The sequence below is a fragment of the Marinicrinis sediminis genome (genome assembly GCF_042685085.1).
GTDB lineage: Bacteria > Bacillota > Bacilli > Paenibacillales > KCTC-33676 > Marinicrinis > Marinicrinis sediminis.
In genome coordinates this window covers 61,580-79,729 of sequence record NZ_JBHUMM010000013.1, presented here as the reverse complement: position 1 = coordinate 79,729, position 18,150 = coordinate 61,580, and the positions used below count along the sequence as shown (strand labels likewise).

Below are 18,150 nucleotides of genomic sequence, written 5' to 3'. Positions count from 1 at the left end.
CTCCTGCGGACTTTTACAAACGTAAACAGCTAGGCGAAGTTACCACAAAGGAAGTCAGACTTTAAAAATGACAGACAGGCTTAGTTTGAAAGTGATTCTGTCCAATTTTCGGGGGTTAATCCGCTTACTCAGAAAAGCATATACATTAGCTAAAAAGTTACAGGTTTCAGAATTTGCTGATTGGGCGAATCTCGAATTAAATGGTTATAAGGGGAATAAGGATATACCCGACTATCGAGAAGTCCACGGAGAAATAAAAGCGTTTAACCCGTACCATGGATACATACCTGCTTATTTCCAGCCTGAAACTAATAAACTTATCTCAAAACGTCCTATTGTCACTCCCATTACTGAAATTGAAGAACAAATTAAAATGGGAGAAACCCAAGGGAAGGGTATGTTAATGTACAAATTCCCGTCGGACGTACAACTGAGTTTAATGAAAATGAGTGGTTATGATTTTGAAGTCTCTTTACATATTCCTACTTCACAGTTTCAAAGAATCGTAGATAGAGTTCGGAACATCATATTAGAATGGACATTGAAGTTAGAGGAACAGAATATTTTGGGGGAAGGGATGACTTTTACCGAAATGGAAAAGCAAAAAGCTGCGGGTAGTATTGTTAATATCATTGGGAATATGATAAATTCCCAGTTACAACAAAACACAACTGAGTCTATACAGTCATTAAAAGTGGAGGCACTGGTTGGTAAGGAAGAACTTATCGCTTTAATAGGTGACGTTAAAAGGCTTTATGAAGAAATTCAAAATCAAGAAATAAAAAACGAGCTTTCCGCTGAAATTGAAGTGTTGGAAGCACAAGTAAAGTCGCCTAAACCCAAAAACAACATTATCCGTGAGACGTTAAAATCAATAAGAAACATCGCGGAAGGAACAACAGGAAGTTTAGTTGCAACCGGAATCCAAACGAAAATTTCTGCTTTATTATCCAATCTTGGAATGGGCTGAGTAGGTGTCAAGTGAGTCAGCATTAAAGCTTGACTACGCACCCTTTTGACATTAGAATCGAGATCCTGATGCATCTGCGCTCGCTCAAAAAGACACGCAAGGATGTATCTTTGCATGATCCGATCGGAACGGATAAAGAGGGAAATGAAATTACACTGATCGATATTCTGGGAACGGATAACGATGAAGTCGTCGATCTGGTTCAGCTGGAAATAGAGAAGTCGAAAATCTACAATAACCTGCACATTCTGGATGAACGGGAGCAGGAAGTGGTGCGGGGACGTTTTGGTCTGGACCGGGGAGGCGAAGAGCGGACACAGCGCGAGATTGCCAAGGAACTGGGCATTTCCAGATCGTATGTATCGCGCATTGAGAAGAGAGCGCTTATGAAGTTATACCATGAATTTTACAAAACCAAGCAGGGAAGATAATCGGGTAGAAAGTCAAGAGATTGCGGGGATGTGCAGTCTCTTTTTTGTTTCAGAACATAATGGATCGTGGTCTGGCTATGACGAATCTTCCGAATCGTGCCATATCTCTGCCTATTCATGCTAAAATAGAAGACAAACTAGAAAGACAAGGGAGATTTGGCATGAACGAAAGGATACATCCGGATCATATCACACTGGAGGAAACGGCCGGGATGCTGTCTGTTTCCACCGGTACTGTTCGAAACTGGGTGAAATCCGGGAAAATTAAATATCGCATTCAGCATGGCAGACGCATGTATTACGATTTGCAGGAAATTCGAGAACTGCAAGGCGAGATTATATCCGGTCATGAAATGAAATTGAAAAGCAGAAGGAATAAAAAAGCGTTGAACGGAACCCGAATACCAGACGACTACGTGAGCTCGGCAAAAGTAGCTTCCTTTGCCAAAAAGCTGCTGGCACACGCGAGTAAACGGAAGGTAGCGGAGTATCCGACGCTAATTCTCTTCGAGCTTGCCCTTCGTCTCATGGTGAAGCGAAGCAGATTCACGGGCTGGACGAGTGAAAATGATCAGGACTTGGTTTCAACTGCTGGTCTGCCTGCCTCCGGCAGTTACGTGGAGCGGGCGCTCAGAGAGCCTGCATGCCTGCATCCCTATCAGGATTTGTTTGCGGGATGGTTGGAGAACGCATCCACCATCGATTCGGATCGATTCACTGAGCTTGCGCGGCTTCCCCTGCAATCTGTGCCTTGGCAGGAAGGGGATGATTTGCTCGGTCTGGTGTATATGGGCCTCTCTCAGCTCAAAGATCGCAAATCAGGCGGAATCTATTATACGCCTCGTCACCTTGTTCAAACGTTGACAGCGGAAGCGACGCGATCAGGGTTCGAATATCCTGCTCCCAAAATGGTGGACCCGTGCAGCGGTTCAGGCAATTTTCTCATTCAGCTGTTTTTGACCTTGAAACAGCGCTGGATGCTGGACGGAATTGCTGAAATCGAGGCCGAACAGCTGCTGCTTGAGCAATGCCTGTACGGATATGATATAGATGCGACTGCGATCCAGCTTGCCCGAGTGAATCTTTGCCTGCTGGCGCACTATGAGGTTCAAACCGAGAATCTGCACCTGCAATGCAAAAATGTGCTGGCGCATTATGATTCCGTATTTCCGTTTGAAGGCTCACAGTCTTTTGATCTCGTCATCGGCAATCCACCATGGGGCTACAGCTTCACGAAAGAGGAAATGAGGCAATACCGCCACAGCTTCCTCATTGCCGACCGCAATGCGCTGGAATCTTTTGATCTCTTTATAGAAGCCGGGCTTGATTTGCTGAAGGTATCCGGCATTTTGGCATACGTGCTTCCGGAATCCTTTCTGAATGTCAAGCTCCATGCCTCCGCCAGAAAATGGCTGCTGGAGCGCTCTGAAATCCAGCATATTCAATTGATGGGGATGCCTTTTCAGCATGTATCCACGCCTGTGATGACATTGACGGCCTGCAAGGGAAAGCAGGAGGAGGAGCATCAGATTCGGGTATCGGAGCAGACGCATTGTTTCAAGGTGAGACAGCGCCGTTTTTTAATTCATGACTTTGCCGTCCTCAACATTCGGGCATCCGATGAAGAAGAAGCGATCCTCAAGCAAATGCAAGGCGTCCCCGGCGTTCAATATTTGAAAGGACAAGCGGAGTTTGCACTGGGCATTGTGACGGGCAACAATGGTGAATTCGTACTGGATGAGCCAATCCCGGGAACAGAGCCGGTGTTGAAAGGGGCGGATATTTTCAAATACCGTTGCAAGACCGGGCGGAATTATTTGCATTTTGATGCCGCCCGTTTTCAGCAAGTGGCGTCTGAGCAGTTGTACCGCGCACCGGAGAAGCTCATTTATCGGTTTATTAACAAATCCCTGATCTTTGCTTATGACGACCAGCAGCGATTGACGCTGAACAGCGCCAATATTGTCATTCCGAGATTGAAGCGGTACAGCATGAAGTATGTCATGGCTATCCTGAACGCCAGAGCCGCACAGTTTTATTTTGCTGCTGCATTTGATTCGGTTAAAATACTGCGCAAGCATATTGAATCCATCCCGATTCCTCCTTGCTCCAGGAAGCAGCATAAGCAGATTGTTGCGCTTGTCGATCAGATCCGTGCCGCTGATTCCGTGGCGACGATGGCAGGAATCTATGAAGAGCTGGACAGTCTGGTCTGCGGCTTGTATGCGCTTGAAGATCGTCAAAGACAGCTTGTACTGCAAAAATATGCAAACGTCAAGTATATGGATGTGGTCCCTGATTTGGTATAATTGTTAGATGGATATCGATAACAAGTTATAACAAAGTAGGGGAGGCGTTGTGAATGAGATTGGGAGCCGCACTGACGCTGGAAGATTTCACACCCAAAAGCTGGGTAGAAGCTCATGTGAAGGACGGGTATCGTGCCGCTGTCTGTCCGATAGACTACCGTGCGGATGCCGCTCTGGTTGCAGAGATTCAGAGACGGGCTGCTGACGTTGATCTGATGATTGCAGAGGTAGGGGCGTGGAGCAATCCGATTAGTCGCGATGAACAGGTGAGAAAAGAAGCACTGGAGACGTGCAAGAAACAGCTTGAGCTGGCGGAGCGCATCGGTGCGAGATGCTGTGTCAACATTGCCGGATCACGCGCCGCACAGTGGGATGGCCCGCATGCAGACAATTTTTCCAGGGAAACCTTTGAGGAGATCGTCGAGTCTGTCAGGGAAATTATCGATGCGGTGAAGCCCAGACATACGTTCTATACACTGGAAACGATGCCCTGGATTTTCCCGGACAGTGCGGATACCTATCTGGAGCTGATAAAGGCCGTAGACCGCCCGGCGTTCGGGGTGCATGTCGATCCGGTCAATATGATCAACAGTCCAAGGGATTACTTTCGAAATGGGGAGATCATCCAGGATTTCATGCAGAGACTGGGGCCGTACATTCTAAATGCCCACGCGAAGGATATCGTACTCAGCGGACAACTGACTGTTCATCTGGATGAAGTCATGCCAGGTCAGGGTGGGCTGGATTACCGCGTATTCCTGAGCGAGTTGCGCAAGCTTCACCCTGACACCCCACTCATTCTGGAACACCTCCCGTCGAGGGAACAATATCGTCAGGCTGCCCATTTCATTCGTGAGCAGGAACGGAAGCTTGACTTGTAATTCGATCAGAGACCGATTCAGATTGTGAATTTGTCTGAATCATTGTATATCTGTCTGTATCATTGTAAATTTGTAAGCATCAAATAAAAAGGAGCCGTTCCGCCAGATCCAGGATCTTTTGGGACAGCTCCTTTTTGTCATTTTGTCATGCTTAGGCTACTAGAGTGGTGTATAGAAATTTTGGGTGTAGTAGACCTTGTAATCACTGCCGGAAATAAATTGCACCCCGACACCCAGGCGGGTGGTCTTCCCTAGCAGATTCTGGCGGTGACCGAGTGAATTCATCCAGTCCATATGCGCATAGATGGCATCGGATTGTCCGGCTGCGATATTTTCCGCTGCCAGCCGATAACGGATGCCTTCCGCTTTCATGCGATCAAACGGACTCTCACCCTTCAAGTTCATGTGGTCAAAATAGTCTTCTTCCCCCATGTCTGTGCTGTGTTTACGTGAAGATTGCTGGGCTTTTGTATCATATTGAAAGGCCGGAAGTCCCCGTTCTACCCGCTCCACATTGACAAGATCGAAGATTTGTTTTTCATAGGCAATTTCAAGCTGACTGCTCCCCTGACCATAGAAGCTGCTTAGTTTGTCTTCAATCTTCTCATCCATAAATTGCACGCCCATGATACGTCCGTTTTCATGCGTGTCGTAATAGAATGTGACGTACTGTCCGCCTTCCTTGTAAACCGCCGCCTCTTCCGGGGCATGATTCAGCATGAAGTAGGTATTCCCTTTCAAAATGGAATCGATCGGATTGCCATACAGGATTTTCACAGATCGTTCCTGATCCGTCGTACTTAATTCTCTGGCCGTTGTCCAGTTGTCGGCGTTGGTGAAGAGGGCCACGACCTTGTCATTTTGCATGCCGATCATCGCAAAATCAAGATAGGACTGATTGTATACATACCAGGTGAAGCCATATTTACTCGGGTCTTTGCGCGCAGGAGGTCCCCATGTTTCCAGTACGTATTCTTGGGTATCCCCGATCGTAATGCCGTTAATGGCGTTTTCTTTGACGATGGTCTTCATGACATCATCCGGCAGTGCGTTCGCTTTCAGCGCGGTCAGCTTGGACATGCCCGCATCAAGCGTATTCTTGATAAACTGTACCGATTCAGCCCGCGTCAGGGAATCGCTTCCCTGAAAGCCCTTTACGGTGGCGGATGTTTTTCCGACACTGTAGCCCTGATCCAGAATATACTGGATGGCTTTATCATCTGTAAGGGGCTGACCGTCCGCCCATGCGAGAATTTCGGCTACTTCTTCCCGATTCAGGCTGCGTTTTCGGACAGATGTTTGTTGAATCCCTGGATACGGATAATGGAGATCCTCAGCGATGTCATAGTAAGGGTCGGCCCAGTGGCTTTGTGAACTCTTTTGGGGTGTGAGCCCGAGTGCGCGATAAAGCAGCGTGACGAACTCAGCCTCACTGACCTGCTGATTCGGCTTGAAGGTTCCGTCTGGATATCCGCTCACCATCTCGCGGTTTTTGGCCCATAGCAAGGTTTCATTGGACCAGTGGCGGCCTGTGTCTGAAAAGGTGCCTTCATTGGAATATACAGGAATGGCAGAAAGGCCAACGACAAATACAAGGACAAATAATAGCAGCTTTTTCTTCATCTCATCGCTCCCTTATACTGACTTCTGCATATCGTTGTGGGTTTGTACATGTATACGCATCATAGATGAATTCGATGCGGAGGCCTCCAGGATTGCGGTCGTTTTTTCACAAATGTGACGGCTTTGTGAGATCTGGACAACCAATTTATACCAACCGGACTCGTTCATATTTGCTCCTCAAGAAGCGAATAATGGGAAAAACGGTGCTTTTCTCAGGAGGGCTCCTGTATCATGCCAGACTGGATCATGATTGTTGTCCGTTCCATTTTAGCGGTAATGACCTTATTTGTCTTTACCCGTTTGTTAGGCAATCGGCAAATCTCACAGCTTACTTATTTTGAATACATTACCGGGATTACCATTGGTGGTCTGGCTGCGTATATATCGCTCGATGTGGAGTCCAACTGGGTGCTGGGCATCCTGGCCCTCGCCGTATGGGTTGTCATCTCTCTCGCCGTGGAATATGCGGCGCTCAAATCGAAATGGTTCAGGGATGTCGTGGAAGGCAAAGGGGTGGTGCTCATTCGTCACGGGGAAATTCTGGAGAAAAATCTGTTGAAGGTTCGATACAGCTCGGACGAGCTGCTGGAACAGCTGCGCAGCAAAAATGCATTTCGGGTAGCGGATGTAGAATTTGCGGTGCTGGAATCCTCCGGGAACCTGTCCGTTCTGCTGAAGGAAGAACGCAGACCGGTAACACGCCAGGAGATGAAGCTGGAGGATCAGACCAGTTACCAGTGTGAGCCGCAAACGATTGTCATGGACGGAACTTTGATGAAGGAGCCGCTTCAACGGGCAGGACTGAGCGAGATGTGGCTGTATCGGGTGTTGTCCAGACGGAATCTTGCACTTGAAGATGTGTATTTGGCCCAGGTGGATGAGCATAATACGTTGTACGTAGATGCATACAAGGACAGGCAGAGAAGCGATAATCAACATCAATCACAACATGCCATCATAGAGGAGGAAGGCGGATGAGCCAAGCAAACAAGCAGACCCCCAATCAAACCCCTGCACAAAAAAAATATCAGCAACTTGCGAAGGAAAAGGAACCCAAACGTCCGGTTGTGCAGAACTGTCTGCGTGCTTTTCTGGTCGGTGGGGGGATCTGTCTGGTCGGTCAAGCGATTCAGGATATGTTTGTCCATATTTTCAATTATGATCAGGAGAAGGCAGGAGACCCGACCGTTGCGGTTCTGATCTTGATCGCCGTTATCCTGACCAGTCTGGGCGTTTATGACAAGATCGGGCAATGGGCCGGCGCAGGCTCCGCGGTCCCTGTAACGGGATTTGCCAACACGATGTGCTCCTCGGCACTGGAGTATCGGTCTGAGGGTCTGGTGCTCGGGGTAGGCGGCAATATGTTCAAACTCGCTGGCCCTGTTATCGTATATGGGGTGGTCGCGGCCTTTTTTGTCGGGCTCGTTCGTATGATTGTCAAGCTGGTCGGAGGGGATGCTTAATGCTGCAAGGAGAGCAAAGCTGGATATTTGAACGCAAGCCGGTGATTGTATCGACCGCCACGGTCGTCGGTCCAGAGGAGGGCAAAGGCCCCATTGCTGGTGATTTCGATATCATTCATGAAGATATGATGCTGGAGGAGAGCAGCTGGGAGAAAGCAGAACGGAAAATGATGGAAGAGGCCGCCCGCCTTGCAGTCAAGAAGGGAAATCTGTCGAAGGGACAGGTGGAATTTTATGTAGGCGGAGACCTGATGAACCAGATTATCAGCAGCAGCTTTGCAGCCAGAGAGTTGTCCATTCCTTATATCGGCGTATTCGGAGCGTGCTCCACTTCCATGGAAAGCCTCGCACTGGCTGCACTGATGGTCAACAGCGGGGCTGCCAATACGGTGCTGGCTGGCACGTGCAGTCACAATTGCAGCGCCGAGAAACAGTTCCGTTACCCGACGGAATACGGCTCTCAAAAGCCGCCTACCGCGCAGTTTACGGTAACGGGAGCGGCTGCCTCGATCGTACGGGCAGGAGGGGTGGGGCCGGTGGTGACCTCGGCAACGATTGGAAAGGTGCTGGATCTGGGCATTACAGATCCATTCAATATGGGTGCTGCGATGGCCCCGGCCGCGGTAAATACGATACAAGCCCACCTGAAGGATCTGAATCGTGACCCTTCCTATTATGATCTCATCGTCACGGGCGATCTGGCTACTGTTGGCAAAGACATCGCACTGGAATTGTTTCAAGAAAAAAACATCTCCATGGCCTCGACAGTATTTGATGACTGCGGATTGATGATTTTTGACCGGGAAACCCAATCCGTTCAAAGCGGGGGAAGCGGATGCGCCTGCTCCGGTGTCGTGACATACGCCCATCTGCTCAAGAAAATGAAAGAGGGCGAGCTGCGCAAAATATTGGTTGTGGCAACAGGTGCGCTGCTGTCTCCGGTTTCTTACCAGCAGGGGGAGAGCATTCCGTGCATTGCCCATGCGGTTTCCATTGAGCACAAAGGAGGGACGACATGATTTATCTATGGGCATTCCTTATCGGGGGTGGCATTTGTGTCGTTGGACAGATCATGTTCGATATCCTGAAGCTGACCCCGGCACATACGATGAGCAGCCTGGTTGTGTTCGGAGCCATTCTGGACGGCATCGGGTGGTATGATCCTTTTATCGAATTTGCTGGGGCGGGGGCGACCGTACCGATTACCAGCTTCGGGAATGCGCTGGTACATGGCGCTTTGACAGAATCCGACCGCGAAGGATGGATCGGCATTATGTCCGGCTTGCTGGAAATGACAAGTGTCGGGATCTCCGCGGCCATTATCTTCTCCTTTCTCGCTGCGCTGATCTTTAAACCCAAAGGTTGAGAGGTCCCAATCGATTTTTCGTTGTTGCAAGTCTGCTGCAAAGTCTGCTATTGGAGCAGGCTTTTTTATTTTCCATGTTCCGGTTTTTCTTCTATCATTATTAGACCCTGGTTTACACCAGAAATTTAGGTAACACCAGAAACTTGGCATTTTGGCTATGTATCCATTGTGAACGGTGAAACAAATGAGGTTGCGACTAGAGATTCTGGCAGTTCATGAAATAGGAGATTCAAACGTTTTCAAGGTTGTCTAAAAAAGTGATTTCCGATACTATTGAATTAGATTTCCACTACACTCGCGATACAGACACAACTTTTCACGATTATACCAATGTTGGATGATTACTGCCGGACAGGGCGATTTCATGGGAGGCTAGATGCAATGGTTCAGGGGGAAGTGCTACAACAAATTGTAGACAATGTTTCGAAGTGTATTTTGGGAAAAAGAAGAGAAGTAGAATGGATATTAACGGCGATGCTGGCGGAAGGCCACGTTTTGCTGGAGGATGTGCCCGGTACGGGGAAAACCGTGCTGATCAAGGCGCTTGCCAAGACTGTACAGGGTGATTTTCACCGTATTCAGTGTAATCCGGACTTGCTGCCGTCTGATGTGACGGGCGTGTCCATCTATCATCCGAAAACAGAATCGTTTGTGTTCAAGCCAGGGCCAGTCATGACGAATATATTGCTTGTAGACGAAATCAACCGCGCAACGACGAAAACACAGTCCGCCCTTCTCGAAGCAATGGAAGAGCGCCAGGTCAGTGTGGACGGGGAGCTTTACAGGCTTCCGAAGCCGTTTATCATGCTGGCTACTCAAAATTCAGTTGATTTTGAAGGCACTTACATGCTGCCTGAAGCTCAGCTGGATCGCTTCATGTTCAAACTCAGTCTCGGGTATCCGGATCATCGCACTGAGCTAGACATGGTTACGAGCCAGAAATCTGGACACCCGATCGAAACGCTTCAGCCGGTGACGGATATGGAGACGATGGTGCAGTTGCAGCGTCAGGTGTACGACATTCATATGGATGACGCCGTGATGGAATACGCGGTGCAAATGGTTCGCAAGACGAGAGAGCATGCGGATATCAAGCTGGGGGCCAGTCCGCGCGCCTCGCTGGCTTTAATTCATGCTTCCAAGGCCTATGCCATGTTGCAGGGGCGAAGCTACGTCATCCCGGATGATATCAAGGATCTGTCATCGTATGTGTTGGCTCATCGGCTCATTTTACATACAGAGGCGATTTATAATGGACAGTCTCAGGCTTCTGTGCTGCAAAGTGTGGTCGAGCAGGTGCGTCCTCCCATCCGAATGGAGCAATAATCCATGCGCGGGATAGCATGGTACTCTAAAATTGAGGTTAGACGAATGCTGCTTCTGGCAGGGATATGGCTTTGCAGCTTCCTATTTGTCCTGTTTCAGGGTGGCAAGCTTTCGCTTATGCTGCTGATGATTGTGACCATTCTGAGTGGCTATATCCTATCCGGGAGATGGAGCGGCATTCAGGATGTCCAGTTGAAACGCAGGCTAGTGGCTACAGAGGCCAAGGAACCCGTCATTCCGGCCGGTACAAGTGTGAAGGTGGAGATGGACATGGTGCTGCCAGGGGTGTGGCCGGTGCTGTATGTGCTGGTCAAGGATGAACTCCGCTCAAAAAATGGAGAGCGCTATGCCTTCGAAACCTCCATTGTGCCCGACTGGAAGCGAAGAGGGCATTTGCAATATGTCACACCGCCACTGAAGCGGGGACGGTATGTATTTGGCGAAACGATATGCTCCACAGAGGATCTGTTCGGGTATATGGAGCATCAGGGAAAAGTTGTGATCGAGCAGGGTTTGCGCGTGGTGCCAAGGATGATCAGTATCCCTGCCTGGAAATTGCCTGAAGAGCGTGGCAGAGGGTATCGGCATCAAGCGGCCTCTACGATGATGCTGAAGGAAACGACGCAAATTGACGGGGTTCGGGACTATGTCTATGGCGACCGCCTGTCACGTATTCATTGGAATGCAAGTGCACGAACGGGCAGTTGGAAATCCAAGGAGTATGAGAAAGAGTCCATGCCGCGTGTCCTGCTATGTCTGGATCAGCAATCGAAATCCTACACGCATGCCCGGCAGTTTGAAAGAGGCGTTTCTGTCGTGGCCTCGATACTGAAATATGTCAACCGACAACAGATGCATACCCATTTGCAATTGATGAGCGATACGCAGACTCAACAGCAGGCAGTTTCTTTTTCAAAAGGCGCCCATCATTTCGATCAAATGCTGGAGAAACTGATCGATGTAACGCTGGAACCTGGGCCGGATTTTGCTTTGACGGTAAAGGGGCTGGCCGATCCGTTGCTGGCCCATTCCCTCTGTGTGGTCGTATCTGGGCGTACGGATGAGCGTATGCATGAAGCACTACGCTATATGCAGCACAGGCAGGCGACCGTCTGCTACGTGCTGCTGGAAGAGGGTAATGAAGCAGCTGCATCGAGCTTTCACGCCAAGCTGCAAGCCGAGGGCATGCTGGCATATCGCATTCGCAGCCTCGAGGAACTTCCGCTCGTGATGGGAGGGAGACTGGCATGATCAAACGATGGTGGAAAGATTGGGACTGGAGAATCAAATCGGTTTGCTGGGCCGTATTTGCCTATCAATACCTGATCTTGCTCTCCAACCTGACCTTTCAGAATGATACGTATTTGCTGCCTGAAACCATTACGCTCTTGACCGGCTCGCTGCTGGTTGCTGCCAGTTTGCAATTTATGATTATCGGATCAGTCTGGTTTCGCGCCCTGCTTCAATATGCGGCGCTTACCGGTTTCGTGTACCTGTATACAGCACAGCTCAATCCGGGCACTATTTTGCGACTGAAAACCGGCTTGCTGCAGTGGGGAAGTACAACCAGCGAAATGCTGTTCTGGACCTATCTGCTTTATAGTTTTTTGGTTGGAGCGCTGTTTCTCGCGCTTATGACCTGGTCCAGGACGAAGGGTCATGTATTCGCTGCGTTGATGTTCAGCATTGTCATCTTCAGCATCACGGATTCCTTTACACGTATTTATTTGTGGGATCAGGTCTTTTTTATGGTGATGAGTGCGCTGCTGCTGATCATGTGGATGCACTTCCGACAATTTAGACAACGTCATCCGCAAGGCTGGAACTCGCTGATTGAATATCCGGCACAATTGATGACCCGCATTGCCTTGCTGCTGCTGATTGTGATATTGGCCTCGGTGTTTACGCCGACGGTTAAACCTGCGATAACAGACCCGTATACCGCTTTCCAGTCCTGGCGAGGCAAGGAAGTGATCAAGCTAGGAAAGCCAACAGGTCCAAAAGAAGTGAATGCAGACGCTGGGGGCTCTCGTTCCGGTTATTCCAGAGATGATTCCGAGCTCGGCGGGGGTTTTGAATATGACCATTCTCCGGTCTTTAAGGTAGAAACAGATGAGAAAAGCTACTGGCGTGGGGAAACTCGTTCTACGTATACAGGGGATGGATGGATCCCTTCTACCACCGAGCAGCTTCTCTCCCTGAGGGAATATACGACAGGTCAAACGTTGCCGACCCGTTCATCAGAAACGACCGAACTGGAAACGAAAAAGAGCAATTACACCATTACGATGCTGAAGGATGATGAATATCCGGTTCTGTTCGGTTCCTATCAGATCAGCCAGGTTGGCAACCTGGACGGATACCAGAATCGTCTCGATCATGTGTCTGTTTCAGAGAAGGATCAGTCTTTGCACTGGACACCGCTGTCCAGGGATAAAAGCTATCCGGTCGTCTATCAGCTAACGTCCCAAATCCCGATAGTGGACGAACCGCTGCTCAGAGAGTCAACGGTGAATACGCAGGCTGGAAGCACGGGCGACATGGCGGAATATCTGCAATTGCCGGAAGATTTGCCTGCCAGAGTGCGTGAACTGGCGCAATCGATCACGGCGAATGAAACCAACGACTATGACAAGGTGAAACAAATCGAGTCGTATTTAAAACAAAGTTTTCCTTATACGAATCAACCGGATACAAGCAAGGCCGTCAGCGACGATTTTGTCGATGCTTTTCTATTTGAAGTGCAGGAAGGATACTGTGATTACTATTCGACCTCCATGGCCGTCCTCGTTCGAAGCCTGGATATTCCGGCTCGATGGGTGAAAGGCTATACGTCCGGCTTTCAGCAACAAACCGGCCCGTTTATCGGGGTACCGGAGGAATACGCCGTGATGGAACAAGAAGGCGGCGAATTTACCGTACTGAATTCCGATGCCCATTCGTGGGTTGAGGTATACTTCGAAGGATTCGGCTGGATTCCGTTTGAGCCGACCGCCCAGTTCTCGTTGCCAACGCTGTACAAGGAACTGCCTGATGCCACCCAACAGCCTGCTGTACCGGATGCGACTGATCAGACAGATGATAAGGACGACAAGAAAAACGGAGATCGTTCCTCCGTTTCTTGGCTGTGGATCAGTGTGTGGAGCGTGGTGCTGCTGGGAATGGCACTAATCGGGTATCTGCTGTACAGATGGGATGTGCCGTTTGCCTGGTTACGCGCGCGCAAGCAGAAAAAGAACAAGCTGGACGAACCGCAATATCGCATTGTATATGAAGTAGAAAAACTGATGCGATATGGGGAACGACACGGATTTCCAACACTACCAAGCGACACCGTCAAGGAATGGGTGCGCCGGGTCGGCGAGCAGCGCGGAGATTTGCGTGAACCGCTTCAGCATCTGTACCGCTTGTTTGAGAAAGCGAAATACTCGAACGTGGCCTTGCAGGATGCGGAATGGCAGGAGGCGCTGAGCAAAGTGGAACACCTGCAGCATGCAATGAAAGAAAAGGCTTCATAATGGAATAGATGAATTGTGACAGAAGGAATGCGAGGCATTCCTTCTTCTTTTGCACGAAATTGGATAGATATGATATAGTTTGAACGTATAAAGCAATAGAGGTGACGGTTGAATGTGGAAGAAATTTATTCCGCAGCTGAAGGTCGATTCGGTATTTGACATTCCGCTGCAGGAACTTTGGCAAAAAGGATATCGCTCGATCATTACGGACTTGGACAATACTTTGGTGGGCGCGCGCGATCCACTGGCCACACCCAAGCTGTTGACATGGCTCAAGGAACTTCAGGATGCGGGCTTCAAGGTGGTCATAGTCTCCAACAATCGCGAGACCCGTGTGTCTGAATTCGCCATGCCCCTGAAGCTGCCGTTTATTCATAAAGCCCGCAAGCCGCTTGGCGGCGCCTTTCGTAAAGCATTGAATCAGCTCGGAAGCTCTCCGAAGGAGACGATGATGATTGGAGATCAGTTGCTCACGGATGTGTTCGGAGGCAATCGAATCGGATTGTATACGATATTGGTCAATCCCGTTTCTATGATTGGAGAGGGATTTGGGACGCGGGTGAATCGACGTTTAGAAAAATTGATCCATGGAAGGCTAAGAAGTAGGGGCATGCACTGGGAGGATAAGAATAAATGACCGAAATGGATATACGTGAACAGCTTAGAGAACAATGCAGCGGCTGCGGAGTGAAACTCCAGCATACAGATCCTCAGGAACTGGGGTACCTGCCCCGCCAGGCGGCTGAGAAAGGGACGGCGATCTGTCAGCGTTGTTACCGGATCAAGCATTATAATGAGGCATCGGATGCCGTACTGAATGAAAATGACTTCCTGCGGATATTGAATGAAATTGGGACGACGAACAGCCTGGTCGTCAATATTATTGATATATTCGACTTTGAGGGCAGTTTGATTCAGGGCTTGCCGCGTTTTGTCGGACAAAATCCGGTCATTCTCGCGATCAACAAGCTCGATTTGCTGCCGAAGGTCACGAATGTCAATAAAGTGATCAACTGGGTGCAGCATCAAGCGAAGCAATACGGCATTCGCCCTGTCGATGTCGTGATTTTGAGTGCGAAGAAAAACCTGGGATTTGATTATTTGATTGAGGCCATCCAAGATCATCGTCAAGGCCGGGATGTTTATGTGGTGGGTGCGACCAATGTCGGAAAATCATCTGTCATTAACCGCTTGATTCGCGATTACAGTGATCTGGACGAGGAACTGACCATTTCCCAATATCCAGGCACGACACTGGACGTGGTCAAGATCCCGCTTGAACGAAATGCTTCGATCATCGACACGCCGGGTATTGTGTATCATCATCGACTGACTGAAATGGTTCACAAAAGGGACTTGCAGAGCCTGCTGCCCCAGAAACCGATCAAGCCGGCTGTTTATCAGCTCAATGAGGGGCAGACGCTCTTTTTTGGCAGTTTTGCCAGAGTGGATTTTGTGCAGGGAGAGAGACAATCGTTCACCATCTATCATTCCAATGCGATCCCGATCCATCGCACCAAGAGGGAAAAGGCTGATGAGTTGTATGCAGAGCACCGGGGCAAGATGCTGGCCCCGCCCAATGAAGAAGGGCTGGCTCAACTGCCTGACTTCAGCAAGCATACATTAAAAATCGCCAGAGGAGAGAAGATGGATATTTCCATCTCGGGACTAGGGTGGATCAAGGTGAACAGTGATCAAGGTGCGATCATGGAAGTACAAGTGCCAAAAGGTGTCAAGGTATCGGTGCGTCCATCGATCATCTGACGTGGAAAGGGGAACGGGAGATTGCAGTTTTTAGGAGATCAGGATACGCGATTTTTTGGCGTGTTTGGCGACCCTGTCAAGCATTCCAAATCGCCCGTTATGATGAATCGGGCGTTTGAAGTGACAGGCTACAACGGCGTGTACGGAGCCTTTCATATTTCGGCCGGACAATTGGGAGATGCGGTCGCAGGCATTCGTGCACTCGATTATAAAGGGGTCAATGTTACCATCCCCCATAAGGTAGACGTGATGCCGTATCTGGACGAAATCGACGAGGCGGCTCGGGTCATTGGAGCGGTCAATACGATTGTCAACGAAAATGGCCGGTTGTTGGGGTATAATACAGATGGCATCGGATATGTACGATCCTTGAAAGAAGAAACGGGCATTGCACTGGCCGGCAAGGAGATCGTCATGATCGGTGCAGGCGGAGCGGCGAGAGGGGTCGTTCATGCCCTGGCGCAGGAACAGCCCGCCAAGATCTGGATTGTGAACCGCACCCGCGAGAAGGCTGAGGAGCTGGCTGCGCAGTTGCAGTCGCATGCCCCGATGGAAGGTGTGCATCTGGATGACTTGAAAGACCTGTTGCCTCAGTCCAGCCTGCTTGTGAACAATACGCCAATTGGCATGCATCCCAATGTCGCGCAAACCCCCGTATCCAAAGATTGGCTGCACCCGAATCTGGTCGTCAGTGATCTGATCTACAATCCGATTCGCACCCGCATGCTGCACGAAGCAGTGGAAGTCGGCTGCACAGTGCATGGCGGTCTGGGGATGTTTATTTATCAAGGGGCATATGCCTTTGAATATTGGACTGGACAGCAGGCTCCGGTGGAAGAAATGCGAGCTGTCGTGGTACAAGCCTTAGAAGAAAACAAGCGATAGAATAGAGGGACAAACATGTTAACAGGAAAGCAAAAAAGACATCTGCGCTCACTGGCCCATCATCTGAATCCGATTTTTCAAGTCGGCAAAGGCGGAGTCAATGATCATTTGATCAAACATATTCAGGAAGCCATTGAGACAAGAGAACTGATCAAAATTCAAATTCTGAACAACAATTTCGATGACCGGGATGAGATTGCCCGTGAACTTGCTACAGGTGCAGGTGCGGAACTCGTGCAGGTCATCGGGAAAGTGATCGTGTTGTACAAGGAGTCGAAGGATCACAAGACCATTGAATTGCCTTAAGTCTCGTCTGTCTTGCGTCCTGCTGTGCCGATAGACCGGCAGGAGATCATGCAGCAGCATCATAGACGGAACAGAAGCGACTTGAACCGAAGCGTTCAGGATCATGGGAGTCTTGGGTAAAGTGGAGCAATCGGGGAGAGAAGGGGTGGATGAAAAATGAGAGTCGGGATTATGGGCGGCACATTCGATCCGATTCACATGGGTCATCTCATTGCGGCCGAACAGGTGCGAGATGAACATAAGCTGGAGGAAATCTGGTTTCTTCCTGCGCATGTCCCTCCTCACAAGGAACAGGCATTAGCGGCAGATTGGCAGCGGTGTGAGATGGTGGCGCAAGCCATAGCCGGACATCCTGCTTTTCGACTGAGTACGCTGGAGCTGGATCGAACGGGCGTCTCGTATACCGTCAATACCGCCAGGGAACTGGCTAACCGGTTTCCGGAGCATACGTTTCACTTTATTATCGGAGCCGATATGGTGAATGATCTTCCCAAATGGTATCAAATCGAAGAGATTGTCCAGCATCTCTCCTTCATCGGCTTGACGAGAGCCGGAGTGCCATGGAGGGCGGATGCGCTTCCGGATTGGCTGAAAGCGCATGTCGTTCAGGGAGAGATGCCCCACATTGGGCTGTCCTCTACCCAGATTAGAGAGCGGTGCAGGAACAGACAGTCCATCCGATATCTCGTTCCGGCGGAGGTCGAACGATATATAAAGGAGTCCAGGCTATATGAAGAGTAAAGAAGAAATCATCCGTTCGGTCCAGCAGCAAATGCCGGAGAAAAGATGGTTGCATACGCTGGGCGTCATGGAGAGCGCCAGAGAGCTTGCCCGTCAGTACCAGGCGGATGAAGACAAAGCAGAACTCGCGGCGATTTTGCACGATGTTGCAAAGTTCTGGCCCGTGGAAAGGCAGCGAACCGTCTTGCAGGAATCTCCATACGCCGAAGATTTGCTGGCGTATGACAAACCCCTGTGGCACGGCCCTGTCGGGGCACATGTGGCCCAACAGGAATATGGCATTTCAGATCCAGACATATTAAATGCCATCCGGTTCCATACATCGGGTCGGGTCGGCATGAGTGTATTGGAAAAGGTAGTCTGCCTCGCTGATTACATTGAGCCGGGTCGGACTTTTGCAGGGGTTGAGAAGCTGAGAGAATTGGCGAAGAAGAGCCTGGAAATTGCCTTGCTGGAAGGGTTTGACGGTACCATTCAGAGCTTGCTCGCCAAGAGACAGCTCATTTACCCGTTGACGGTCCAGGCCAGAAATGCACTGCTGAAAGAAGTGGAGCTGTAAGAAGTATG

The 18,150-nt window shown here is 49.7% G+C and carries 17 protein-coding genes and 1 pseudogene; 17 read left to right on the top strand and 1 reads right to left on the bottom strand.

Features of this window, described 5'->3' with window-relative positions; translation table 11 throughout:
* The first annotated feature begins 67 nt into the window (after nucleotides 1–67).
* The 4 genes and pseudogenes from ACFSUC_RS08395 (at nucleotide 68) to ACFSUC_RS08380 (ending at nucleotide 4,591) form a co-directional block, all read left to right on the top strand.
* Nucleotides 68–970 (top strand): AbiTii domain-containing protein, encoded by a 903-nt coding sequence (locus ACFSUC_RS08395; RefSeq protein ID WP_379929097.1) that lies wholly within the window; start codon nucleotides 68–70, stop codon nucleotides 968–970.
* 50 nt (nucleotides 971–1,020) lie between these two features.
* Nucleotides 1,021–1,401, top strand: a pseudogene (locus ACFSUC_RS08390) (sigma-70 family RNA polymerase sigma factor); the annotation flags it as partial.
* 161 nt (nucleotides 1,402–1,562) lie between these two features.
* On the top strand, nucleotides 1,563–3,710 hold the full coding sequence (locus tag ACFSUC_RS08385; protein ID WP_379929096.1) for a TaqI-like C-terminal specificity domain-containing protein: 2,148 nt from the start codon (nucleotides 1,563–1,565) through the stop codon (nucleotides 3,708–3,710).
* 53 nt (nucleotides 3,711–3,763) lie between these two features.
* Nucleotides 3,764–4,591 carry a sugar phosphate isomerase/epimerase family protein gene (locus ACFSUC_RS08380; protein ID WP_379929095.1) on the top strand — a complete coding sequence of 276 codons (828 nt, stop codon included), beginning with the start codon at nucleotides 3,764–3,766 and terminating at the stop codon, nucleotides 4,589–4,591.
* Between the two features lie 159 nt (nucleotides 4,592–4,750).
* Here the strand turns inward: ACFSUC_RS08380 and ACFSUC_RS08375 are convergent, their stop codons facing one another.
* Nucleotides 4,751–6,214 carry a CAP-associated domain-containing protein gene (locus ACFSUC_RS08375; RefSeq protein WP_379929094.1) on the bottom strand — a complete coding sequence of 488 codons (1,464 nt, stop codon included), beginning with the start codon at nucleotides 6,212–6,214 and terminating at the stop codon, nucleotides 4,751–4,753.
* Nucleotides 6,215–6,445: 231 nt separating this feature from the next.
* Here ACFSUC_RS08375 and ACFSUC_RS08370 point away from each other — a divergent pair, with 231 nt between their 5' ends.
* From ACFSUC_RS08370 to yqeK, 13 genes are all read left to right on the top strand, one after another.
* Nucleotides 6,446–7,192 carry a DUF421 domain-containing protein gene (locus ACFSUC_RS08370; protein WP_379929093.1) on the top strand — a complete coding sequence of 249 codons (747 nt, stop codon included), beginning with the start codon at nucleotides 6,446–6,448 and terminating at the stop codon, nucleotides 7,190–7,192.
* The gene (spoVAC, locus tag ACFSUC_RS08365) at nucleotides 7,189–7,677 is read left to right on the top strand and encodes a stage V sporulation protein AC (RefSeq protein ID WP_379929092.1); all 489 of its coding nucleotides are present in this window, start codon (nucleotides 7,189–7,191) and stop codon (nucleotides 7,675–7,677) included. The genes ACFSUC_RS08370 and spoVAC overlap by 4 nt, the downstream gene beginning before the upstream one ends.
* Complete coding sequence (gene spoVAD / locus ACFSUC_RS08360) at nucleotides 7,677–8,696, top strand: stage V sporulation protein AD (RefSeq protein WP_379929091.1); 1,020 nt, start codon at nucleotides 7,677–7,679, stop codon at nucleotides 8,694–8,696. The genes spoVAC and spoVAD overlap by 1 nt, the downstream gene beginning before the upstream one ends.
* The gene (gene spoVAE, locus ACFSUC_RS08355) at nucleotides 8,693–9,043 is read left to right on the top strand and encodes a stage V sporulation protein AE (protein WP_379929090.1); all 351 of its coding nucleotides are present in this window, start codon (nucleotides 8,693–8,695) and stop codon (nucleotides 9,041–9,043) included. Before spoVAD ends, spoVAE begins: the two co-directional genes overlap by 4 nt.
* A 381-nt stretch (nucleotides 9,044–9,424) precedes the next feature.
* Entirely contained in the window at nucleotides 9,425–10,369 is a 945-nt protein-coding gene (locus ACFSUC_RS08350) for an AAA family ATPase (RefSeq protein ID WP_379929089.1), read from the top strand.
* Between the two features lie 3 nt (nucleotides 10,370–10,372).
* A complete protein-coding gene (locus ACFSUC_RS08345; protein ID WP_379929088.1) occupies nucleotides 10,373–11,620 on the top strand; it encodes a DUF58 domain-containing protein in 1,248 nt (415 codons plus the stop codon).
* Complete coding sequence (locus ACFSUC_RS08340) at nucleotides 11,617–13,887, top strand: transglutaminase TgpA family protein (protein WP_379929087.1); 2,271 nt, start codon at nucleotides 11,617–11,619, stop codon at nucleotides 13,885–13,887. Before ACFSUC_RS08345 ends, ACFSUC_RS08340 begins: the two co-directional genes overlap by 4 nt.
* A gap of 112 nt (nucleotides 13,888–13,999) precedes the next feature.
* The gene (locus tag ACFSUC_RS08335; RefSeq protein ID WP_379929086.1) at nucleotides 14,000–14,524 is read left to right on the top strand and encodes a YqeG family HAD IIIA-type phosphatase; all 525 of its coding nucleotides are present in this window, start codon (nucleotides 14,000–14,002) and stop codon (nucleotides 14,522–14,524) included.
* Between the two features lie 5 nt (nucleotides 14,525–14,529).
* Nucleotides 14,530–15,651, top strand: coding sequence for a ribosome biogenesis GTPase YqeH (yqeH, locus tag ACFSUC_RS08330; RefSeq protein WP_379929098.1), 1,122 nt, complete (start codon nucleotides 14,530–14,532; stop codon nucleotides 15,649–15,651).
* Between the two features lie 21 nt (nucleotides 15,652–15,672).
* A complete protein-coding gene (gene aroE, locus ACFSUC_RS08325) occupies nucleotides 15,673–16,536 on the top strand; it encodes a shikimate dehydrogenase (protein WP_379929085.1) in 864 nt (287 codons plus the stop codon).
* A 15-nt stretch (nucleotides 16,537–16,551) separates the two neighbouring features.
* Nucleotides 16,552–16,842 (top strand): ribosome assembly RNA-binding protein YhbY, encoded by a 291-nt coding sequence (yhbY, locus tag ACFSUC_RS08320; RefSeq protein WP_379929084.1) that lies wholly within the window; start codon nucleotides 16,552–16,554, stop codon nucleotides 16,840–16,842.
* A 156-nt stretch (nucleotides 16,843–16,998) separates the two neighbouring features.
* A complete protein-coding gene (locus ACFSUC_RS08315) occupies nucleotides 16,999–17,583 on the top strand; it encodes a nicotinate-nucleotide adenylyltransferase (RefSeq protein WP_379929083.1) in 585 nt (194 codons plus the stop codon).
* The gene (gene yqeK, locus ACFSUC_RS08310; RefSeq protein WP_379929082.1) at nucleotides 17,573–18,142 is read left to right on the top strand and encodes a bis(5'-nucleosyl)-tetraphosphatase (symmetrical) YqeK; all 570 of its coding nucleotides are present in this window, start codon (nucleotides 17,573–17,575) and stop codon (nucleotides 18,140–18,142) included. Before ACFSUC_RS08315 ends, yqeK begins: the two co-directional genes overlap by 11 nt.
* Nucleotides 18,143–18,150: the final 8 nt, after the last annotated feature.